The following is an 18675-nucleotide window of genomic DNA, read 5'->3' on the forward strand; positions in this document are numbered from 1 at the left end:
GGAGGTCCACCGATGCCAGATCCAGTGGTCCCGCAGCCGGGCGGTCAGAAGTCCCCGGAACAGCGGCTGGTCGACACCACGCTGACCTTCAGCATGGACATGGGAGCGGCGCTCACCGCCGAGTCCGGTGTCTCGACCGAAGAACGTGAAGCCGTCAACGCCCTGCCCTCCGGGTCGGCGTTGCTCGTGGTCCGTCGTGGCCCCAACGTGGGTGCGCGGTTCCTCCTCGACTCCGACGTCACGACGGCCGGCCGCCACCCCGACGCCGGCATCTTCCTCGACGACGTCACCGTGTCGCGCAAGCACGCGCAGTTCCTGCGCCACGGCACGAGCTTCAGCGTCAAGGACAACGGTTCCCTGAACGGCACGTACTTCGACGGTGTCCGCATCGACGAAGCGCTGCTCACCGACGGGGCCGAAGTCCAGGTCGGCAAGTTCCGCCTGACGTTCTACGCATCTCGGGTCGACCTGGCGCGCCTGGCGAACGCGTAGTGGCCGCACGGTCCGCTGCGGCCCGGGCGGGGTCCGCGGCACCGGACCTGCTCACGATCGGGCAGGTCCTCGCTCGCCTCAAGCCCGAGTTCCCGGACCTGTCGAGCTCCAAGCTGCGGTTCCTCGAAGAGCGCGAGCTCGTCACCCCGATCCGCACGGCCAGCGGGTACCGCAAGTTCTCCGCCGCCGACCTCGAGCGTCTCCGGGTGATCCTCGGACTGCAGCGCGACCACTACCTGCCGCTCAAGGTCATCAAGGAGTACCTCGCCGACCTCGACGCCGGGCGCGAACCGGTCCTGCCCGGGGGCGGAGACGCGCCGAAGCCGTCGATCCTCGGTCGTGAACGTCGGTACACCCGCGACGAGACCGTCCGCGCGGCCGGTGCCTCGCCGATGCTGTTCGCCGACGCGGTCTCGGCCTCGCTCCTGCCGCCCACCGACACCTACGGCGACGACGGCGTCTCCGTGTTGAAGGCCCTGGTCGAACTGCAGCGCACCGGCATCGAGCCGCGGCACCTGCGCACGCTCCGCAGTACTGCGGAGCGTGAGGTCGGTCTCATCGAGTCCGCCCTCATGCCGGTCTCCCGCCGGGGCGACGCCACCTCGCGCGCGAAGGCCACCGAGCTCGCCCGCGAGATAGCGGGACACCTCGAGATCATCCGGTCGAACCTCATCCGCCAGGCCATCGGTCGTCTCGACGCATGACGCCGTCCGGTGCTCCGACAGGGCTTGTGTGTCAGTGGTCGGGGCGTATCCTCGACACGCCGGACGCGCCGGGTCGGATGTCCCGCGCGGGAGCGGTCGGAGTCGCTACCGTGGACCTCGGAACAACTCTCAACCCGTCGTTGAAGCTTCGGGTGGGAGCTCGATCGTCGTGGAAGGCAAGCTCATGAGTGGGAACGACACCCCTGGCACCGAGTCTGATGTGACCCGGTACGACCTCGGGCTGCTCTTCACCGATGGTCTGCCCGAGCACGACGAGCAGAACGGCTACCGCGGCACCGTCGCCGCACGGGCAGCCGGCATCTCGTACCGACAGCTCGACTACTGGGCCCGCACCGAGCTCGTGCAGCCGACGATCCGCGGGGCCGCCGGCTCCGGTTCGCAGCGCCTGTACGGGTTCCGCGACATCCTGGTGCTCAAGCTCGTGAAGCGCCTGCTCGACACCGGTATCTCGTTGCAGCAGATCCGCACCGCCGTCAACCAGCTCCGTGAGTCCGGCGTCTCCGACCTGGCGCAGACCACGCTGATGTCCGACGGTGCCTCGGTGTACCTGTGTACCTCCGACGACGAGGTCATCGACCTCGTGTCCCGCGGCCAGGGCGTCTTCGGCATCGCGGTCGGCAAGGTCCTGCGCGAGGTCGAGAGCTCCCTGGTCGAGCTCGACGCCACCGCTGCGGCCGACCCCTCCGACGAGCTCGCCGCTCGTCGCGCTTCTCGCGCTTCCTGACCATCCGCGTTCCGGCCCTGTGGTCGCGAACCGTCGTGTGCGGGTCGCCGTGTGGTCACGACCTGTCGGCTGCGACGCTGCCGGCCGACGGTTGGTGACCAGTCGGCGGACGTGAGCGGGGTGGTGTGACCCCTGGGCGTGCCGGGGCCGGGCGTGTCCGCTGGGGCGGGGCGTGCCTCCAGGCCGTTGTGGCGTGGTCACGAACCGCCGTGTGCGCGGCGCCGAGCGGTCACGAACTGTCGTCTGCGCGGTCTTCGGCCGACGGTTGGTGACCGCTCGGAGGACGTGAGCGGGGTGTTGTGACCCCTTGGCGTGCCGGGGCCGGGCGTGTCCGCTGGGGCGGGGGCGTGCCTCCAGGCCCTTCGCGGGTGGTCGCGAACCGCCGTGTGCGCGGCACCGATTGGTCACGACCTGTCGCTTGCGCAGGCCTCGCCCGACGGTTGGTGACCAGTCGGTGGACGTGAGCGGGGTGTCGTGACCGCTGGGCGTGCAGGGGCCGGGCGTGTCTGCCCGGGCGGGTCGCGCCTCCAGGCCGTCGCGGCGTGGTCACGAACCGTCGTGTGCGGGTCGCCGAGTGGTCACGAACTGTCGCCTGCGCGGGCTTCGGCCGACGGTTGGTGACCAGTCGGCGGACGTGAGCGGGGTGTTGTGACCCGTCGGCGTGCCGACTCCGACCTAGGCGGCGCCGCCCTCGGCGTACGGACCGATCTTGCCCGTGCGCATGATGCGCTCGAGCAGCTGGTCGAAGTTCTTCGCCATCTCCTGCGCGGACTCGCCGGGCCAGACGTGCAGCGGCTTCGCCGCACCCTGCGCCTGCTGCAGCGACGTGCGCTCCGGCAGCTGCGGGGAGAGCACGAGCGGACCGAACATGTCGCGGAGTTCCTTGATGCGGAACTGGTGCTCGAGCGACTGCACGCGGGCACGGTTCACGATGATGCCGAGGGGCTGCAGGCGGGGGGAGAGTCCGCGGCGGATCTCCTCGATGGCGCGCAGCGCACGGTCGGCGGCGGCGACGGAGAACAGGCCGGGCTCGGTGACGACGGTGACGCGGTCGGACGCGGCCCACGCGGTGCGGGTCAGGGCGTTCAGCGACGGCGCGCAGTCGATGAGGACGAGCTCGTAGTCCTGCTCGACGTTGGCCAGGGCCTCTTCGAGCTTCCAGATGTCGCGGATCGACGGGTGCGGCCCGTCGAAGTTGATGGCGGAGGGCGACCCGACCATGACGTCGATCTTGCCCTGCGACCCCTTCGTCCAGCCCGAGGGGGCGATCGCCTGACGGACGATCTTCTCCTTCGGGTTCTCGAGGACGTCGGCCACGTTGAGGTGGCCGGCGAGGTTGATGTCGAGGCCCGTCGAGACGTCGGACTGCGGGTCCAGATCCACCACCAGCGTGCGCAGTCCCTTGGCGAACGCGGCCGAGGTCAGGCCGAGCGTCACCGTCGTCTTGCCGACACCACCCTTGAGGGAGCTCACGCTGAGTACATGCACGTTGAGCAACGTTACCGCCACTAGGGTTGTCTCACCTCAACCCGGGCTGAAAGGGACGTCGTGTTCACGAAGATCCTCGTTGCGAACCGTGGCGAGATCGCCATCCGCGCGTTCCGTGCCGCCTACGAGTTGGGGGCCCGAACGGTCGCCGTCTACCCGTACGAAGACCGGAACTCCCTGCACCGTCTGAAGGCCGACGAGGCCTACCTGATCGGGGAGCGGGGCCACCCCGTCCGGGCGTACCTGGACGTCTCCGAGATCATCCGCGTCGCCCGCGAGTCGGGGGCCGACGCGATCTACCCGGGGTACGGGTTCCTGTCCGAGAACCCGGAGCTCGCCGCGGCAGCAGCGGCGAACGGCATCACCTTCATCGGTCCGGGCGAGCACGTGCTCGAGATGGCCGGCAACAAGGTCACCGCGAAGGAGCACGCGATCGCGGCCGGCGTCCCGGTCCTCGCGAGCACCCCGGCGAGCCGCGACATCGACGAGCTCATCGCCGGCGCGGACGCGATCGGGTTCCCGGTGTTCGCCAAGGCCGTCGCCGGCGGTGGTGGCCGTGGCATGCGCCGGGTGGAGACGAAGCCCGAGCTGCGCGACGCCCTCGAAGCCGCGATGCGCGAGGCCGACAGTGCGTTCGGCGACCCGACGATGTTCCTCGAGCAGGCCGTCATCCGTCCGCGCCACATCGAGGTGCAGATCCTCGCCGACGCGACCGGCACCGACGGCGGCACGATCCACCTGTTCGAGCGGGACTGTTCGGTGCAGCGGCGCAACCAGAAGGTCGTCGAGATCGCCCCGGCGCCGAACCTCGACCCCGCGATCGCGCAGGCACTGCACCGCGACGCCGTGGCCTTCGCCCGGTCGATCGGCTACGTCAACGCCGGCACCGTGGAGTTCCTGCTCGACACCGAGGGCGAACGCGTCGGCCAGCACGTCTTCATCGAGATGAACCCGCGCATCCAGGTCGAGCACACGGTCACCGAAGAGGTCACCGACGTCGACCTGGTGCAGTCGCAGATGCGCATCGCGGCGGGGGAGACCCTCGCCGACCTCGGACTGTCGCAGGACACCGTCGCCGTGCACGGCGCCGCGCTGCAGACCCGCATCACGACCGAGGACCCGACGCAGGGCTTCCGTCCCGACACCGGCCGGATCAGCACCTACCGCAGCCCCGGCGGCGCGGGCGTCCGGCTCGACGGCGGCACGGTCGCCACCGGCGCGCAGATCAGCCCGCACTTCGACTCGATGCTCGCGAAGATGACCTGCCGCGGTCGGGACTTCCCGGCGGCGGTGTCCCGGGCCAAGCGCGCCCTCGCCGAGTTCCGCATCCGCGGCGTCAGCACGAACATCCCGTTCCTGCAGGCCGTGCTCGAGGACCCGGACTTCGCCCGCGGCGACGTCTCGACGAAGTTCATCGAGGAACGCCCCCAGCTCTTCGGCGGCCACGTCTCGAAGGACCGCGGCACGAAGGTGCTCACCTGGCTCGCCGACGTCACGGTGAACAAGCCGAACGGTGAGCGGTCGCCGCTCGTCACCGACCCGGCCGACAAGCTCCCGGCCACCGACCTGACGACGCCCGTGCCCGAGGGACAGCGCGACCGCCTGCTGGCGATGGGTCCAGCCGAGTGGTCGAAGGCCCTCCGCGCCCAGACCGCCCTGGCGGTGACCGAGACGACGATGCGGGACGCCCACCAGTCGCTCCTGGCCACCCGGGTCCGCACGAAGGACCTCGTCGCCGTCGCACCGCACGTCGCGCGGCTCACCCCGCAGCTGCTCAGCGTCGAGGCCTGGGGAGGTGCGACGTACGACGTCGCCCTCCGGTTCCTCGGGGAAGACCCCTGGGAGCGCCTGTCCTCGCTGCGCGAAGCGATGCCGAACATCCCGATCCAGATGCTGCTCCGTGGCCGCAACACGGTCGGGTACACGCCCTACCCGACCGAGGTCACCGACGCCTTCGTCGACGAGGCCGCTCGGTCCGGCGTCGACGTCTTCCGCGTGTTCGACGCGCTGAACGACGTCAGCCAGCTGCGTCCGGCGCTGGAGGCGGTGCTCGCGACGGGCACGGCGGTCGCCGAGGCGGCGCTCTGCTACACCGCCGACCTCCTCGACCCCGCCGAGGACCTCTACACGCTCGACTACTACCTCCGCCTGGCTGAGCAGATGGTCGAGGCCGGCGCGCACGTCATCGGCATCAAGGACATGGCCGGTCTCCTGCGTGCCGGTGCGGCCGAGAAGCTCGTCACCGCGCTGCGCGAGCGCTTCGACCAGCCCGTGCACGTGCACACCCACGACACCGCCGGCGGGCAGCTCGCGACCCTGCTCGCCGCCTCGCGCGCCGGGGCCGACGCCGTCGACGTGGCCGCAGCACCCATGGCCGGCACGACCAGCCAGCCGAGCATGTCCGCCCTGGTCGCCGCCCTGGCCCACACCGAGCGTGACACCGGTCTGTCCCTCGACGCCGTCGGTGACCTCGAGCCGTACTGGGAGTCGGTCCGTCGCGTGTACGCCCCGTTCGAGTCCGGGCTCGCCGGTCCGACCGGGCGTGTCTACAAGCACGAGATCCCCGGCGGTCAGCTGTCGAACCTCCGGCAGCAGGCGATCGCCCTCGGGCTCGGTGACCGGTTCGAGCAGGTCGAGGACTGGTACGCCGAGGCGAACCGGATCCTCGGGCGCCCGACCAAGGTCACGCCGTCGTCGAAGGTCGTCGGCGACCTCGCGCTGCAGCTCGCCGCCGTCGGTGCCGACCCGGTCGACTTCGAGCAGAACCCCGACAAGTACGACATCCCGGACTCCGTGGTCGGGTTCATGGCCGGCGAACTGGGCGACCTGCCCGGCGGCTGGCCGGAGCCGTTCCGCTCGAAGGTCCTGGCCGGGCGTGACGTCCGACTCGAGATCACCCCGGTGCCCGCGGACGAGCGTGCGCACCTCGAGACCCCCGGACCCGAGCGGCAGCAGGCACTCAACCGCCTGCTCTTCCCGCAGCCGACGCAGCAGTTCCAGCGTGTGCGGGAGCAGTACGGCGACCTGTCCGTCGTGCCGACCGTCGACTACCTGTACGGGCTGCGCCCGGGGCAGGAGCACAGCGTCCCGCTCGGCAAGGGCGTCGACCTGTTCGTCGGGCTCGAGGCGATCGGCGAGGTGGACGCCAAGGGCATCCGCACGGTCATGGCGACGATGAACGGGCAGCTCCGCCCGGTCGCCGTCCGCGACCGTTCGGTCGAGGTCGAGACGAAGGCGGCCGAGAAGGCCGATGCGTCCGACCCGAAGCACGTCGCCGCGCCGTTCTCCGGTGTGGTGACGCTCAAGGTCGCCGTCGGTGACGTCGTCGAAGCCGGTACGCCGGTGGCGAGCATCGAGGCGATGAAGATGGAAGCGGCCATCACGGCGCCCGTGTCGGGCACCGTCGGCCGACTCGCGATCCCGGTGACCCAGCAGGTGGACGCCGGCGACCTCCTGGTGGTGCTGCAGTAAATTGACCGTTCGTCCCATCCGCCTGTTCGGCGACCCCGTCCTCCGATCGCCGGCCGATCCGATCCGACCCGAACTGCTCGGGAGCACCGGAGTCCGTGACCTGGTGCAGGACCTCGTCGACACCGTCAAGGAACCCGGACGTGCCGGGGTGGCCGCGCCGCAGATCGGCGTGGGGCTCCGCGCGTTCTCGTACAACGTCGACGGCGAGGTCGGCTACGTCCTGAACCCCGAGGTCGTCGAGGTCTCCGGGGAGCCCGAGCTCATGGAAGAGGGGTGCCTCTCCGTCCCCGGCCTCGGCTACCCGACGCGTCGGTACCCGTACGCCAAGGTCCGGGGTGTCGACGTCGACGGCGCCGAGGTCGTCCTCGAGGGCACCGGACTGATGGCCGAGGCGCTCCAGCACGAGTGCGACCACCTCGACGGCACGGTCTACGTGATGACGCTCGACCCCGAGGTCCGCCGTCAGGCGCTGCGCGACATCCGCGCGCAGGACTGGTTCCACTGAGCGGTCCCACAGGCCCGCGTTCGCGGGCTGTGAACTCGGGTGTGACACCCCCACGGGGGATTGTCGCTTTGTCCTGACGAGGGGGTACCGTGCTGCTGTCGGCCTCCCACCGACGGCCCATCCGATCCCCCCAGGACTCCCGCATGACCAGTCAGAACGACGAGCTGAGCTCGCACCGCACCCGCACCAACCGTCGACCGGCCGAGGCCACCGTCACGACCGGTTCGACCGCCGTCCTCGACGCCCCCGCGACGGAGCAGCCGCAGGAGGCCTGACCCCGCAGGCGCCCCGGCGCCCGCTCGACGGCCTGGAGGCCCGGATCACGTCCGACGGACGCGATCCGGGCCTCCAGACCGTTGCGTCCACAACCGCGCGCACCTGGCGGGATCGGGCGTCCCTGGTCGGAAGAACCGACCCGGTACGCCCGAAGCGACCCGGTACGCTGGGCCGGGCCGGGCCGGGCCCGGCGCTAGGAGCGGCCTCGGCGCCGCCCCTCGACCACCGGGGTCGCCGTCGTCTGCACCTTCGACCCGGAGTAGATGTGGTCGACGTCGGCGGCGAAGTCCTGCAGGATCACCGACCGCTTGATCGTCAGCTTGGGCGTGAGGTGCCCGGACGCCTCGGTCAGGTCGGTGTCGAGGATCGTGAACGACCGGACCGACTCGGCGCGGGAGACGCGGCTGTTCGCGGTGTCGATGGCCTCCTGGACGGCGGACAGCACGCGTTCGTCGTAGGCGGCCTCGTGTGCGCTCAGCGCCGGGGCGATCCCGCGGGACTCGCACCAGCCGGGCAGCATCTCGCGGTCGAGCGTCACGAGCGCGGCGACGAACGGCTTGCCCTCGCCGACGACGACCACCTGGCCGATGAGCGGGTGTTCGCGGATGCCGTCCTCGAGCGGTGCCGGTGCGACGTTCTTGCCGCTCGCGGTGACGATGAGCTCCTTGGCGCGTCCGGTGACCGTGAGGATCCCGTCGCCGTCGAGCCGGCCGAGGTCACCGGTGCGGAACCAGCCGTCGGCGAAGGCGTGCTCGGTCGCCTCGTCGTTCCGCCAGTACCGGTCGAAGACGTCGACGCCGCGGATCAGGATCTCGCCGTCGTCGGCGATCCGGACCTCGATGCCGGGCAGGGCGCGACCCACCGTGCCGATGCGGAGTTCACGGGCACGGTTGACCGTGGCGGGTGCCGTGGTCTCGGTCAGGCCGTAGCCCTCGAGGATGAGCACCCCGATCGAGCGGAAGAAGTGCGAGAGCCGCGGGGAGAGGGGCGCCGAACCACTGATGGCGTACTCGACCCGGCCGCCCAGGGCATCGCGGAGCTTCGCGTACACGAGCCGGTCGAACAGCCTGAACTTCAGGCCGAGCAGGAACGGCACCCGGCCGGCGGCGAGGGCTTCGGAGTGGGCGACCGCGGTGTCGGCGGCAGCGCGGAAGATCCTGCCCTTGCCGCCGAGGTCGGCCTTCTGCTCGGCGGAGTTGTAGATCTTCTCGAACACCCGGGGGACCGCGAGCAGGAACGTCGGCTGGAAGGTCGACACCGCCCGCATGAGGTCCTTGGTGTCCGGCTCGTGGCCGACGAGGACACCCGCGGAGACCGACATCGCGGCGATGAACCGCGCGAAGACGTGGGCGAGCGGGATGAACAGCAGGGTCGAGGCGCCGTCGGCGACCACCTCGGGCATCGCCTCGCTCGCGCCCTCGACCGTGGCGGTGAAGTTGTCGTGCCGCAGGACGCACCCCTTCGGCCGGCCGGTGCTGCCCGAGGTGTAGATGATCGTGGCGTCGTCGTGGCCGTGCACGTGGGCGGTGCGGGCGTCGAGTTCGTCGTCGGTGACGTCCTCGCCGAGCCGGGTCAGGTCGTCGAGGCCGCCGCCGTCGATCGTCCAGTGCTGGCCCAGGGCGGGCAGGTCGGGTGCGATGGAGGCGACGCGGCGCGCGTGCTCCTCCTGCTCGACGACGATGGCGACCGACTCGGAGTCGGACAGGATCCACCGCACCTGGTCGGGGGAGCTCGTCTCGTACACGGGCACGGACACCAGGCCGGCGGTCCACACGGCGAAGTCGACCAGGGTCCACTCGAGCCGGGTGCGCGACAGGATCGCGACGTGCGCGCCCGGTTCGAGCCCGGCGGCGACGAAGCCCTTCGCGATGCCCCGGACCCGGGCCAGGGTCTCGGCCGCGGTGAAGGTCGTCCAGGTGTCGCCGTGGCGCTGGGCGAGGATCGGACGTTCCGGCGTCAGACGGACGCGGTCGCCGAGGAGCCGCGCTGCCGAGCCGTGGTCCGGGGCGACGGGGCCGGCGTCGGGGCTGGTGGGGTGCTCCCCGGCCGACGGTGTGCTCCCGGTGGCGGCGCTGCCAGCGGTGGACGTGTCGGTGGAGGCGCTGCTGCGTGCAGGACGCTGATTGTTCACGGTGACTCCCTTGTCTGCCGGTTCGACTCGAGTGCGCCTCAACACCGAGGCGACACCGCCAGCATAGGGCGCGTCTCCGGGCGTTCCTCGACTTCGCGGCGAACCGGTAGGCTCGTTGCTCGTGCACGCCATCGGAATCGACATCGGGGGCACCAAGATCGCGGGTGCGGTCGTGACGGAACTGGGCGAGATCGTCGCCGAGGACCGCGTGGCCACCAACGCTGCGGACCCGAACGCCATGCTCGACGACGTCGTCTCGATGGTCGAGCGACTCAGCTCGCTCCACCAGGTCGGCGCCGTGGGGGTCGCCGCCCCCGGGTTCATCGACGCTTCGCAGTCGATCGTCTACTACACGCCCAACATCCGGTGGCGGAACGAACCACTCCGGCAGAAGCTGCAGCAGCGCCTCGGCGATCTGCACATCACCGTCGACAACGACGCGAACGCCGCTGGCTGGGCGGAGTTCCGGTTCGGTGCCGGTCGGCTCGTGTCCGACATGACGATGCTCACCATCGGCACGGGGGTCGGCGGCGCCATCGTGACCGAGGACCGGCTGTTCCGCGGCGGCTTCGGCACCGGTGGCGAGATCGGGCACCTGCGCATCGTCCCGAACGGCCTGCCCTGCGGGTGCGGCGCCCGTGGCTGCATCGAGCAGTACGGCTCCGGCCGCGCCCTGCAGCGCATGGCCAACGACGTCGCCGACGCCGGCGGGATCGGTTCGGCCCTGGCCGACGCCCGCGCCGACAACGGTGGCCAGCTCGACGGCAAGATCGTCGGCGACCTGATCCTGGCCGACGACCCGGGTGCCCTCGCGGCACTCCGTCGGCTCGGTCGGCACCTCGGCGAGGCGTGCGCGTCGCTCTCCGCCGTGCTCGACCCGCAGCTCTTCGTGTTCGGCGGCGGCGTCGCCAGCGCGGGGGACCGGCTGCTCGACCCGATCAAGCAGGCCTACCTCAACAACCTGCCGGCCCGCGGGTACCACCCGGAGCCCGACTTCGTCATCGCCGAACTCGTCAACGACGCCGGCGTCGTCGGTGCTGCCGACCTCGCTCGCATCCACGCCCGGACGGCGTAGGGTCGGCGCGCGAACGCAAACGCAAACGCAAACGCAAAAGCAAACGCAAACGCGAACACCCGTGCACCACCCGGACCTTCTCACCACCTGGAGTCGTCGATGACCTACTGGCTGCTGAAGAACTTCGTGCTCGGACCGCTCATCCTCACCCTGTTCCGGCCGTGGGTCGTCGGGCGCGAACACGTCCCCACGACGGGCCCGGTCATCTTCGCCTCGAACCACATCTCGTTCATCGACTCGGTGATCCTGCCAGCGGTGCTCGATCGTCGACTGTCGTTCCTGGCGAAGAGCGACTACTTCACCGGCCGCGGGCTGAAGGGCTGGGCGACGAAGACGTTCTTCAACGCCATCGGCCAGCTGCCGATCGACCGCTCCGGTGGCAAGGCGTCCGAAGCGTCGCTGCGCACCGGGCTGCAGGTCCTGGCGCGCGGCGAGCAGCTCGGCATCTACCCGGAGGGCACGCGCAGCCCCGACGGCAAGCTCTACCGCGGACGCACCGGCATCGCCCGGATGATCCTCGAGGGGCGCGTGCTCGTCGTCCCGGTGGCCATGGTCGGCACGCGCGAGGTGCAGCAGATCGGGCAGCGGTTCCCGAAGATCAAGCGCGTCGGGGTCGTGTTCGGCAAGCCGCTCGACTTCTCGCGGTTCCAGGGCTTCGAGACGGACCGCTTCATCCTGCGCAGCGTCACGGACGAGGTCATGCACGAGCTCGCCGGGCTGAGCCGTCAGGAGTACGTCGACGTCTACGCCACCAGCGTGAAGGAGCGCGCGAGCTCTGCGCGCGAGGCCGTCATGCGGGAACGGAAGTCGACGCCTGCACGTTAGGCTCTGATGGTCCCGGCACCCCGCCAGGACGCCCATCGCCGACGCGCGGCCACGTGCCGGTCAGCGTCGCCGGGCCGCCCGCACAGAACACCGAGGTAACGCCCTTGCCCGAGTCGACCGACTTCGTCGCCCTGCAGGATCCGGACGTCATCGAGGGGCTCGACTATTGGCGGACGCTCCCGATCAAGCAGCAGCCGACCTGGCCGGACGCCGCCGCTGCCGAGGCGGCGTCGGCCGAGATCGCCACGCTCCCGCCGCTCGTGTTCGCGGGCGAGGTCGACGAGCTGCGCGCACGGCTCGCCGCGGCCGCCCAGGGCAAGGCCTTCCTGCTGCAGGGCGGTGACTGCGCCGAGACCTTCGCCGGTGCCACCGCCGACTCCATCCGCGACCGGGTCAAGACGATCCTGCAGATGGCCGTGGTGCTGACCTACGGCGCCTCGACGCCCGTCATCAAGATGGGCCGGATGGCCGGACAGTTCGCCAAGCCCCGCTCGAGCGACTTCGAGACCCGCGGCGACATCACGCTGCCCGCCTACCGCGGCGACATCGTGAACGGCTACGACTTCACGCCGGAGAGCCGCGAAGCGGACCCGCGTCGTCTGGTGCAGGGCTACCACACCGCTGCGTCGACGCTGAACCTGGTCCGAGCGTTCACGCAAGGGGGCTTCGCCGACCTGCGGCAGGTGCACTCGTGGAACAAGGGCTTCGCCTCGAACCCGGCGAACGCCCGGTACGAGCACCTCGCCAAGGAGATCGACCGCGCGATCCGGTTCATGGCCGCCTGCGGTGCCGACTTCGAAGCGCTCAAGCACGTCGAGTTCTACGCCTCGCACGAGGGGCTGCTGATGGACTACGAGCGCCCGATGACCCGCATCGACTCCCGCTCGGGCCTGGCGTACGACACGTCCGGCCACTTCATCTGGATCGGTGAGCGCACGCGTGACATCGACGGTGCCCACGTGGACTTCCTGTCGCGGGTGCGCAACCCGATCGGTGTGAAGCTCGGCCCGACGACGACCGTTGACGACATGAAGGCGCTCGTCGACAAGCTCGACCCGAACCGTGAGCCGGGTCGCCTGACCTTCATCACGCGGATGGGCGCCGGGAAGATCCGCGACGAGCTGCCCAAGCTGCTCGAGGCGATCAAGGGCATGGACGCCAACCCGCTGTGGGTCACCGACCCGATGCACGGCAACGGCCTGACCACGCCGACGGGCTACAAGACCCGCCGGTTCGACGACGTCGTGGACGAGGTCCTGGGCTTCTTCGAGGCGCACCGCCAGGTCGGCACGTACCCGGGTGGCATGCACGTCGAGCTCACCGGTGACGACGTCACCGAGTGCCTCGGTGGCTCGGAGCACATCGACGAGGCCACCCTCGCCACCCGCTACGAGTCGCTCTGCGACCCGCGCCTCAACCACATGCAGTCCCTCGAGCTCGCCTTCCTGGTGGCCGAGGAACTCGGCGCGCACCAGCCCGACCGCTCGTAGCGCAGGAACCATCTCGACGAAGCGACAGAACCCCGCGGCACGTTCGCGGGGTTCTGTCGCTTTCGCGTGTCGGACGGGAGGCCCGTGACGGCGCCGCCACGGGCCTCCCGTCCGTCCCGGGGCCTCGTCCACGGCCGCGGAGCGTCGCCCTCGCGACGGTGTCGGCGCGATCGGGCGAGACAGTGTCGCTCTGGCGACACACACCGCCCATGCAGCGCCTGCGCCGGCCCTACTGGTCGTAGGACAGGGTGACCGTGTCGCCGCGGTACACGGTCGCGCCGGAGCCCGGATCGGTGCCGGTGACGGGCAGCGTCGACTTCCAGTCGTAGAAGCCGCAGAGGATGTTCGTGCAGTCGGGCACGGAGACCTTGAGGCCGAGGTCCTCGAGGGTCTTCGTCGCCTCGTTGATGGTCTTGCCGACCACTCCGTCCTTCGGCACGGTGATCGGCGTCGGGCCCTTCGACACGACGACGTCCACCGCCGACCCGCGCACGGCGGGGGACTCCTGCACGGCGGCGGAGACGATCTGCCCCGTCGGGACGGTCTCGCTGTACTCCTCGGTCCGGGCGCCGAGGACGAGCCCGACGTCGTCGAGTGCGGCGGAGGCCTCGTCGACGGTCTTCCCGACCACGTCGGGCACGGGGCCGAGCGACACCGTCAGGGTGATCCGACCGGTCTCGCCGTACGCCTTCACCGTCGTCAGGTCGAGCGCCTTGCCCCCGGACGCCCGACCGGTCGCCGCGATCACGGTGTCCTTCGGCGCGTCGGCGGAGAACTGGTACCGGTCGTCCTGCAGCTCGAAGTCGTCGTCGAGCGCGGCCGTCACGGTGGAGAGCGGCTGCCCGACGATCGCCGGCAGCGGGATCATCCGGGGGCCGTTCGAGACGACGATCTGCACCGCCGTGCCCTTCTGCACCTCGCGCCTCGCAGCCGGCTCGGTCGTGGAGACCTGCCCCTTCGCGACGACGGCGTCGAACCGTGTCCCGGTCTTCGACGCCGCCTGCAGGCCCTGTGCTTCGAGCAGCTGTCGGGCCTGCGAGACCGACTTGCCCGCGACTTCCGGGATGCGCACGTTGCCACCGGGCCCCGGGCCGAAGTACCAGCCGAAGCCGGCTCCGATCAGCGCGAGCACGACGACCACGGACAGGGCGATCCAGCCGCGCTTCCGACGCTTCGCCGACTGGTCGGCGAGCCGCTGGCCGGCGGGGGACAGGACGCCGGGCTGGGCACCGGTGCGACGGGGCCCCGGGGCGTTGGTGCGGGCCCGCGCGGGCGTCCGAACGCGGTCACCGGTGTCGCGGTCACCCGCCCGGTCGATGATGGCGGTCTCGTCGGCAGCACCGGCACCTGCGGCTCCGACCGAGGCGGCGGCCGCTGCGGCGCCGAGCGTTCCCCCGCCGCCGGAGGGCAGGATCGCGGTCCCGTTCTCGGGGCGGAGCACGGCGGTGCGGTACTGACCGGTCGCCCGCTGCTGGTTGCCCGACATGTGGTCGAGCATCTCGCGGGCGTCGCGGGGACGGTCCTCGGGGTCGCGCGCGGTCGACCAGGCGACCAGCTCGTCGAGCTCCGGCGGCACCCCGGACACGGCGGCGCTCGGGGCCGGGACGGAGTCGTTGGCGTGCTGGTACGCGATCTGCATCGGCTGCTCGCCCTTGTAGGGCTGCTCGCCGGTCAGCATCTCGTAGAGCATGATGCCGAGCGCGTAGATGTCGCTGCGCGAGTCGGCGGCGCCGCGGGTCACGAGCTCGGGGGACAGGTAGGCGATCGTGCCGAGCAGGGCCGCGCCGGTCGCCGTGTTCGCGGTCGTGGCCCGGGCCAGGCCGAAGTCGCCGAGCTTGATGCGACCGTCGTCGGCGAGCAGGACGTTCTCGGGCTTCAGGTCGCGGTGCACGATCCCGGCGCGGTGCGCGGACGCCAGGCCCGCCAGCACGGCGCGCAGGATGTCCGTCGCCTGCTCGGGCGTCAGGGCGTGGTGTTCCTGCAGCAGGTCCCGCAGCGTGATGCCGGGGATGTACTCCATGACGATGTAGGCGGTCTCGCCCTCGGCGCCCTGGTCGTAGACGCCCACCAGGTTCGGGTGCGACAGCCGGGCGGCCGACCGGGCCTCCTGGATGAAGCGCTCACGGAAGGCCTGGTCGTCGGCCAGGTGCCCGTGCATGATCTTGATGGCGACGCGTCGCTCGAGGCGCACGTCGGTCGCGAGGTAGACGGTCGCCATGCCCCCGCGCGCGATGCGCGAGCGGACGCGGTACCGCTGATCGATCATGCGACCGATCATGGGGTCCGTGGCGGCGTTGGTGGTCATCGGCGGCATTCTACGAATCGAGACGGCAGCCGGACGCACCGGCGCACCGGTCGTGACCCAATCTCGATCTTCCGGATGAGGCTCAGAGGGTCGCCAGCCAGCCCTCGGCGGCCGTCGCCCAGTTGGCGTAGGCCTTCGGGTAGGCGGAGAGCTGCACGGCCTGGGCCGCATCGGTGATGCTCATCGAGGACCAGCCGCGCACGTCGAGCAGCCCACTCGTCTTGCCGGCGTTCGGGTTGTCCCGACCACCGAAGAACAGCTTGGTGGCGTGCACCGGGTCCTGCAGCGTCGCCGCGGGGCCCCACCCCTGGCTCGGGCGCTGCTGGAAGAGACCGACCGAGTCGCGGTCGCCGTGTGGGATGTTCCGCAGGCTGGACTCCTGCATCGCGGCGGCGAGGGCGACGACGATGCCGCGGTCGGGGACGCCCAGGGAGCGACCGACGGCGACGATGGTCGCCGCGTTCTGTCGCTGCTCGGCGCTCAGGCCCACGGCACCGCTGACGGCTGCGCTGGCGGCGACCGCCGGTGCGGCAGTGGCGTTCGACGACGGGATGACGAGTGTCTTGCCGGCGTAGATGGTGCTGGTGTACGACAGGCCGTTCGCCGACAGGAGCGACTTGACGGAGACGTGGTGGGCGGCGGCGATCGAGGCGACCGTGTCACCGGCGCTGATCTTGACGCTCGACCGGGTCGACGGCGCCGACGCCGTGGACACCGACGTCGACGAGGACGTGCCGTGCGGTACCCGCAGCGTCTGCCCCGGGTAGATGACGCTGCGCTGTGACAGGTCGTTCGCGCGGAGGAGCGCCGTGGTCGACACGCCGACGCGGGAGGCGATGGCGGAGACCGTGTCGCCCTGCTTCACGTGGTAGCTCGAGGTGTTCGACCCGGAGCCGCTCGTGGCCCCGGACGTCCGCACGGCAGCGGTGGTCACGGCGGGGGTCGACGCCAGGTGCAGCGTCTGGCCCGGGTGGATGATCGTGTTCCAGCCGAGGCCGTTGCGCACGAGGATCTCCTGCGCCGACAGGCCGAACCGGGCGGCGATGCCCGAGACCGTGTCGCCGTGGTGGACGGTGTAGTTCGTGGGCACAGCGGTCGTGGGGGCCTTCGTGGTGGCGGCGACCGTCCGGACGACGGTCTGCGACGGCCGTGCGACCGCGGTGCCGAACACCGGGCGGTCGGTGAGGACGCGGTCCTGGTCGACGTGGCGCTTGTGGTTCGCGTCGGCGTCGTCGTGCCGCGGCTCGGCGTGTGCGACCGGACCGGTCAGGCCGGCGGTCACGGCGATCGTGCCCGCGAGGACGATGGGCATGGTGGCGAACCGGGCGGATCGTGCGCGCCGGGCGACTTCGTCTGCAGCGTGGTCCACGGGTCTCTCCTGATCTCGACTGAGGCGTGCGCACGCGTGCGCGCACTCACAGGTGCCACAACGCTGGCATGGCCTGATTCCCAAGTCAACCAGAGAGTCAGATGTGGTGGATGTGACGAATGTGACGAACGTTACGGATTCACTCGGGCGGTCACTCTGGCACCATGGGCGTGTGAGTGCCGCACCCGCCGACGACCTGACCCTCTCCGAACGCTGGCTGACCGTCCCCGAGCTCGTGGACATGTTCAGCACGAGCCCCGGACGGATCCACCGACTCTTCGAGCAGAAGACCCTCCTCGCCGCCCGTGTCGGCGGTGTGCTGCGGGTGCCGGTCGAGTTCCTCGAGGACGGTGAGCCGATGCCCGAACTCCGCGGCACGCTCATCGTGCTCGGCGACAACGGCTTCACCGACGACGAGGCGGTGCGCTGGATGCTCACCGTCGACGACGCGATGGGCACCACGCCGATCGCGGCGCTGCGCGCCGGTCGCAAGGCCGAGGTGCGTCGCGTCGCCCAGTCGCTGCTCTAGACGCGTTCCGGTCGGACAGGAGGCCCGGTGCCAGCTGGCACCGGGCCTCCTGTCCGCCCCGCATGTTCGACGCGCCAGCGGCGCGCGGCGCCAGCGCCGGGCGAGCCTGCGAGGCCGGTGGATCGAGAGGTGTCTAGGACGACCGGCGGCTGACCGTGTCGGCCAGCGACGCGAGCTGTTCGCGTGCCGACGGCGTCAGCGGCGACGCGTCGAGCGCCGCCTTGGCACGCTGCACGTGGCGATCGATCGACCGTTCCACGGCGGCCACGGCGCCGGACTCGGTGAGGGTCGCCCGGAGCATCCGCACCTGCTCCTCGTCGAGGTCCGGGTCGCCGAGGAGCTCGTCCAGGAGCTGCCGCGGCCCACTCGCCAGGGTCTTGCGCGCAGAGGCGATGAGGACGGTGCGCTTGCCCTCGCGCAGGTCGTCGCCCGCGGGCTTCCCGGTGACCTCGGGGTCACCGAACACGCCGAGCATGTCGTCGCGCAGCTGGTAGGCCACGCCGAGGGGGAGTCCGAAGGCGCGGAGGCCCTCGAGCTGGGAGTCACTCGCGCCGGCGACCAGGGCACCGATGACCAGGGGTGCCTCGATCGAGTACTTCGCCGACTTGAAGACGATGACGCGCTGGGCGCGGAGCAGGTGCTCGGACTCGTCGATGACGGGCCAGGCGGTCTCCTCGTGCACGTCGAGGTACTGCCCCGCCGTGACGTCGAGGCGCATCGCGTGGAACTCCTGGCGGACGATGCGGGCCCGCACCGGGTCGAGGAGCGCGAGGCCCTCGTCGAACACGGAGTCGCTCAGCGAGAGCAGCAGGTCGCCGAGGAGCAGCGCCGAGTTCGTGCCGTACTGCCCGCGGTCGCCGACGAAACCGGACTCCTCGTGCAGGGACTCGAAGCGGCGGTGCGCGGCCGGACGCCCACGACGGGTGTCCGAGCGGTCCATGATGTCGTCGTGCACCAGGGCGGCGGCGTGGAAGACCTCGAGCGCGGCGGCGACCGTGACGATCGCTTCGGCGGTGGTCTGCCGGGACCCCTCGGCCAGCGGGTCGAACGAACCGGAACGGCCCGCCACCGACTGCCATCCCCAGTAGCAGAACAGGGCCCGGAAGCGCTTGCCGCCGGACAACAGGTCTCGGGCGTACCGGTCGAACGGCGCGAGGTCGGGGCTGATCGCGAGGAGCCGCTCACGCTGCTCGTCGAGTGCCCGGTCGATACGCGCCGATACGAGGTCCACTAATCGCGTACTCTCAGCCACGATCCCTACCCTAGTGGA

Annotated in this window: 15 protein-coding genes; 10 read left to right on the plus strand and 5 right to left on the minus strand. The window is 70.9% G+C overall.

Translation table 11 applies throughout. The features are described from left to right. The first annotated feature begins 12 nt into the window (after window positions 1-12). From ACL00U_RS06765 to ACL00U_RS06775, 3 genes are all read left to right on the plus strand, one after another. On the plus strand, window positions 13-492 hold the full coding sequence (locus tag ACL00U_RS06765; protein WP_042537353.1) for an FHA domain-containing protein: 480 nt from the start codon (window positions 13-15) through the stop codon (window positions 490-492). Continuing rightward, window positions 492-1196, plus strand: a complete 705-nt coding sequence (locus ACL00U_RS06770) for a MerR family transcriptional regulator (RefSeq protein ID WP_412873982.1) — start codon at window positions 492-494, stop codon at window positions 1194-1196. Before ACL00U_RS06765 ends, ACL00U_RS06770 begins: the two co-directional genes overlap by 1 nt. A gap of 184 nt (window positions 1197-1380) precedes the next feature. Next, window positions 1381-1941: a MerR family transcriptional regulator gene (locus ACL00U_RS06775; protein ID WP_027465231.1), complete on the plus strand. Its 561-nt coding sequence runs from the start codon at window positions 1381-1383 to the stop codon at window positions 1939-1941. A 675-nt stretch (window positions 1942-2616) separates the two neighbouring features. Here the strand turns inward: ACL00U_RS06775 and ACL00U_RS06780 are convergent. Next, window positions 2617-3429, minus strand: a complete 813-nt coding sequence (locus ACL00U_RS06780) for a ParA family protein (protein ID WP_027465232.1) — start codon at window positions 3427-3429, stop codon at window positions 2617-2619. 60 nt (window positions 3430-3489) lie between these two features. Here ACL00U_RS06780 and ACL00U_RS06785 point away from each other — a divergent pair, with 60 nt between their 5' ends. From ACL00U_RS06785 to ACL00U_RS06795, 3 genes are all read left to right on the plus strand, one after another. Next, window positions 3490-6900 carry a pyruvate carboxylase gene (locus tag ACL00U_RS06785; protein ID WP_412873983.1) on the plus strand — a complete coding sequence of 1137 codons (3411 nt, stop codon included), beginning with the start codon at window positions 3490-3492 and terminating at the stop codon, window positions 6898-6900. 1 nt (window position 6901) lies between these two features. After that, complete coding sequence (locus tag ACL00U_RS06790; RefSeq protein WP_214533644.1) at window positions 6902-7405, plus strand: peptide deformylase; 504 nt, start codon at window positions 6902-6904, stop codon at window positions 7403-7405. Window positions 7406-7548: 143 nt separating this feature from the next. Beyond that, window positions 7549-7680, plus strand: coding sequence for a hypothetical protein (locus ACL00U_RS06795; RefSeq protein WP_017886606.1), 132 nt, complete (start codon window positions 7549-7551; stop codon window positions 7678-7680). 194 nt (window positions 7681-7874) lie between these two features. Here ACL00U_RS06795 and ACL00U_RS06800 read toward each other — a convergent pair whose 3' ends face one another. Continuing rightward, window positions 7875-9812 (minus strand): AMP-dependent synthetase/ligase, encoded by a 1938-nt coding sequence (locus tag ACL00U_RS06800; protein ID WP_412873984.1) that lies wholly within the window; start codon window positions 9810-9812, stop codon window positions 7875-7877. Window positions 9813-9933: 121 nt separating this feature from the next. On the opposite strand from ACL00U_RS06800, the gene ACL00U_RS06805 reads away from it, so the two are divergent. The 3 genes from ACL00U_RS06805 (at window position 9934) to ACL00U_RS06815 (ending at window position 13202) form a co-directional block, all read left to right on the plus strand. Continuing rightward, the gene (locus ACL00U_RS06805; RefSeq protein WP_017886608.1) at window positions 9934-10887 is read left to right on the plus strand and encodes an ROK family glucokinase; all 954 of its coding nucleotides are present in this window, start codon (window positions 9934-9936) and stop codon (window positions 10885-10887) included. A 99-nt stretch (window positions 10888-10986) separates the two neighbouring features. Next, window positions 10987-11712 carry a lysophospholipid acyltransferase family protein gene (locus ACL00U_RS06810; protein WP_017886609.1) on the plus strand — a complete coding sequence of 242 codons (726 nt, stop codon included), beginning with the start codon at window positions 10987-10989 and terminating at the stop codon, window positions 11710-11712. 104 nt (window positions 11713-11816) lie between these two features. Next, entirely contained in the window at window positions 11817-13202 is a 1386-nt protein-coding gene (locus ACL00U_RS06815; protein ID WP_412873985.1) for a class II 3-deoxy-7-phosphoheptulonate synthase, read from the plus strand. Between the two features lie 229 nt (window positions 13203-13431). Here ACL00U_RS06815 and pknB read toward each other — a convergent pair whose 3' ends face one another. Both pknB and ACL00U_RS06825 read right to left on the minus strand, forming a co-directional pair. Then, entirely contained in the window at window positions 13432-15507 is a 2076-nt protein-coding gene (gene pknB, locus ACL00U_RS06820; RefSeq protein ID WP_042537346.1) for a Stk1 family PASTA domain-containing Ser/Thr kinase, read from the minus strand. Window positions 15508-15589: 82 nt separating this feature from the next. Further along, window positions 15590-16876, minus strand: a complete 1287-nt coding sequence (locus tag ACL00U_RS06825) for a LysM peptidoglycan-binding domain-containing protein (protein WP_259496078.1) — start codon at window positions 16874-16876, stop codon at window positions 15590-15592. 172 nt (window positions 16877-17048) lie between these two features. Between ACL00U_RS06825 and ACL00U_RS06830 the strand changes: the two genes are divergently transcribed. Continuing rightward, window positions 17049-17405 (plus strand): Rv2175c family DNA-binding protein, encoded by a 357-nt coding sequence (locus tag ACL00U_RS06830; protein ID WP_017886613.1) that lies wholly within the window; start codon window positions 17049-17051, stop codon window positions 17403-17405. Between the two features lie 133 nt (window positions 17406-17538). Here the strand turns inward: ACL00U_RS06830 and ACL00U_RS06835 are convergent, their stop codons facing one another. Continuing rightward, window positions 17539-18657, minus strand: coding sequence for a polyprenyl synthetase family protein (locus ACL00U_RS06835; RefSeq protein WP_031259426.1), 1119 nt, complete (start codon window positions 18655-18657; stop codon window positions 17539-17541). Window positions 18658-18675 lie beyond the last annotated feature (18 nt).

This window comes from Curtobacterium poinsettiae (assembly GCF_047226435.1).
GTDB lineage: Bacteria > Actinomycetota > Actinomycetes > Actinomycetales > Microbacteriaceae > Curtobacterium > Curtobacterium poinsettiae.

Bases quoted from the DNA above. Each gene is read 5' to 3' on its own strand.
- ACL00U_RS06765 (WP_042537353.1), top strand. From the start codon at position 13: ATGCCAGATCCAGTGGTCCCGCAGCCGGGCGGTCAGAAGTCCCCGGAA.
- ACL00U_RS06775 (WP_027465231.1), top strand. From the start codon at position 1,381: ATGAGTGGGAACGACACCCCTGGCACCGAGTCTGATGTGACCCGGTAC.
- ACL00U_RS06795 (WP_017886606.1), top strand. From the start codon at position 7,549: ATGACCAGTCAGAACGACGAGCTGAGCTCGCACCGCACCCGCACCAAC.
- ACL00U_RS06810 (WP_017886609.1), top strand. From the start codon at position 10,987: ATGACCTACTGGCTGCTGAAGAACTTCGTGCTCGGACCGCTCATCCTC.
- pknB (WP_042537346.1), bottom strand. From the start codon at position 15,507: ATGACCACCAACGCCGCCACGGACCCCATGATCGGTCGCATGATCGAT.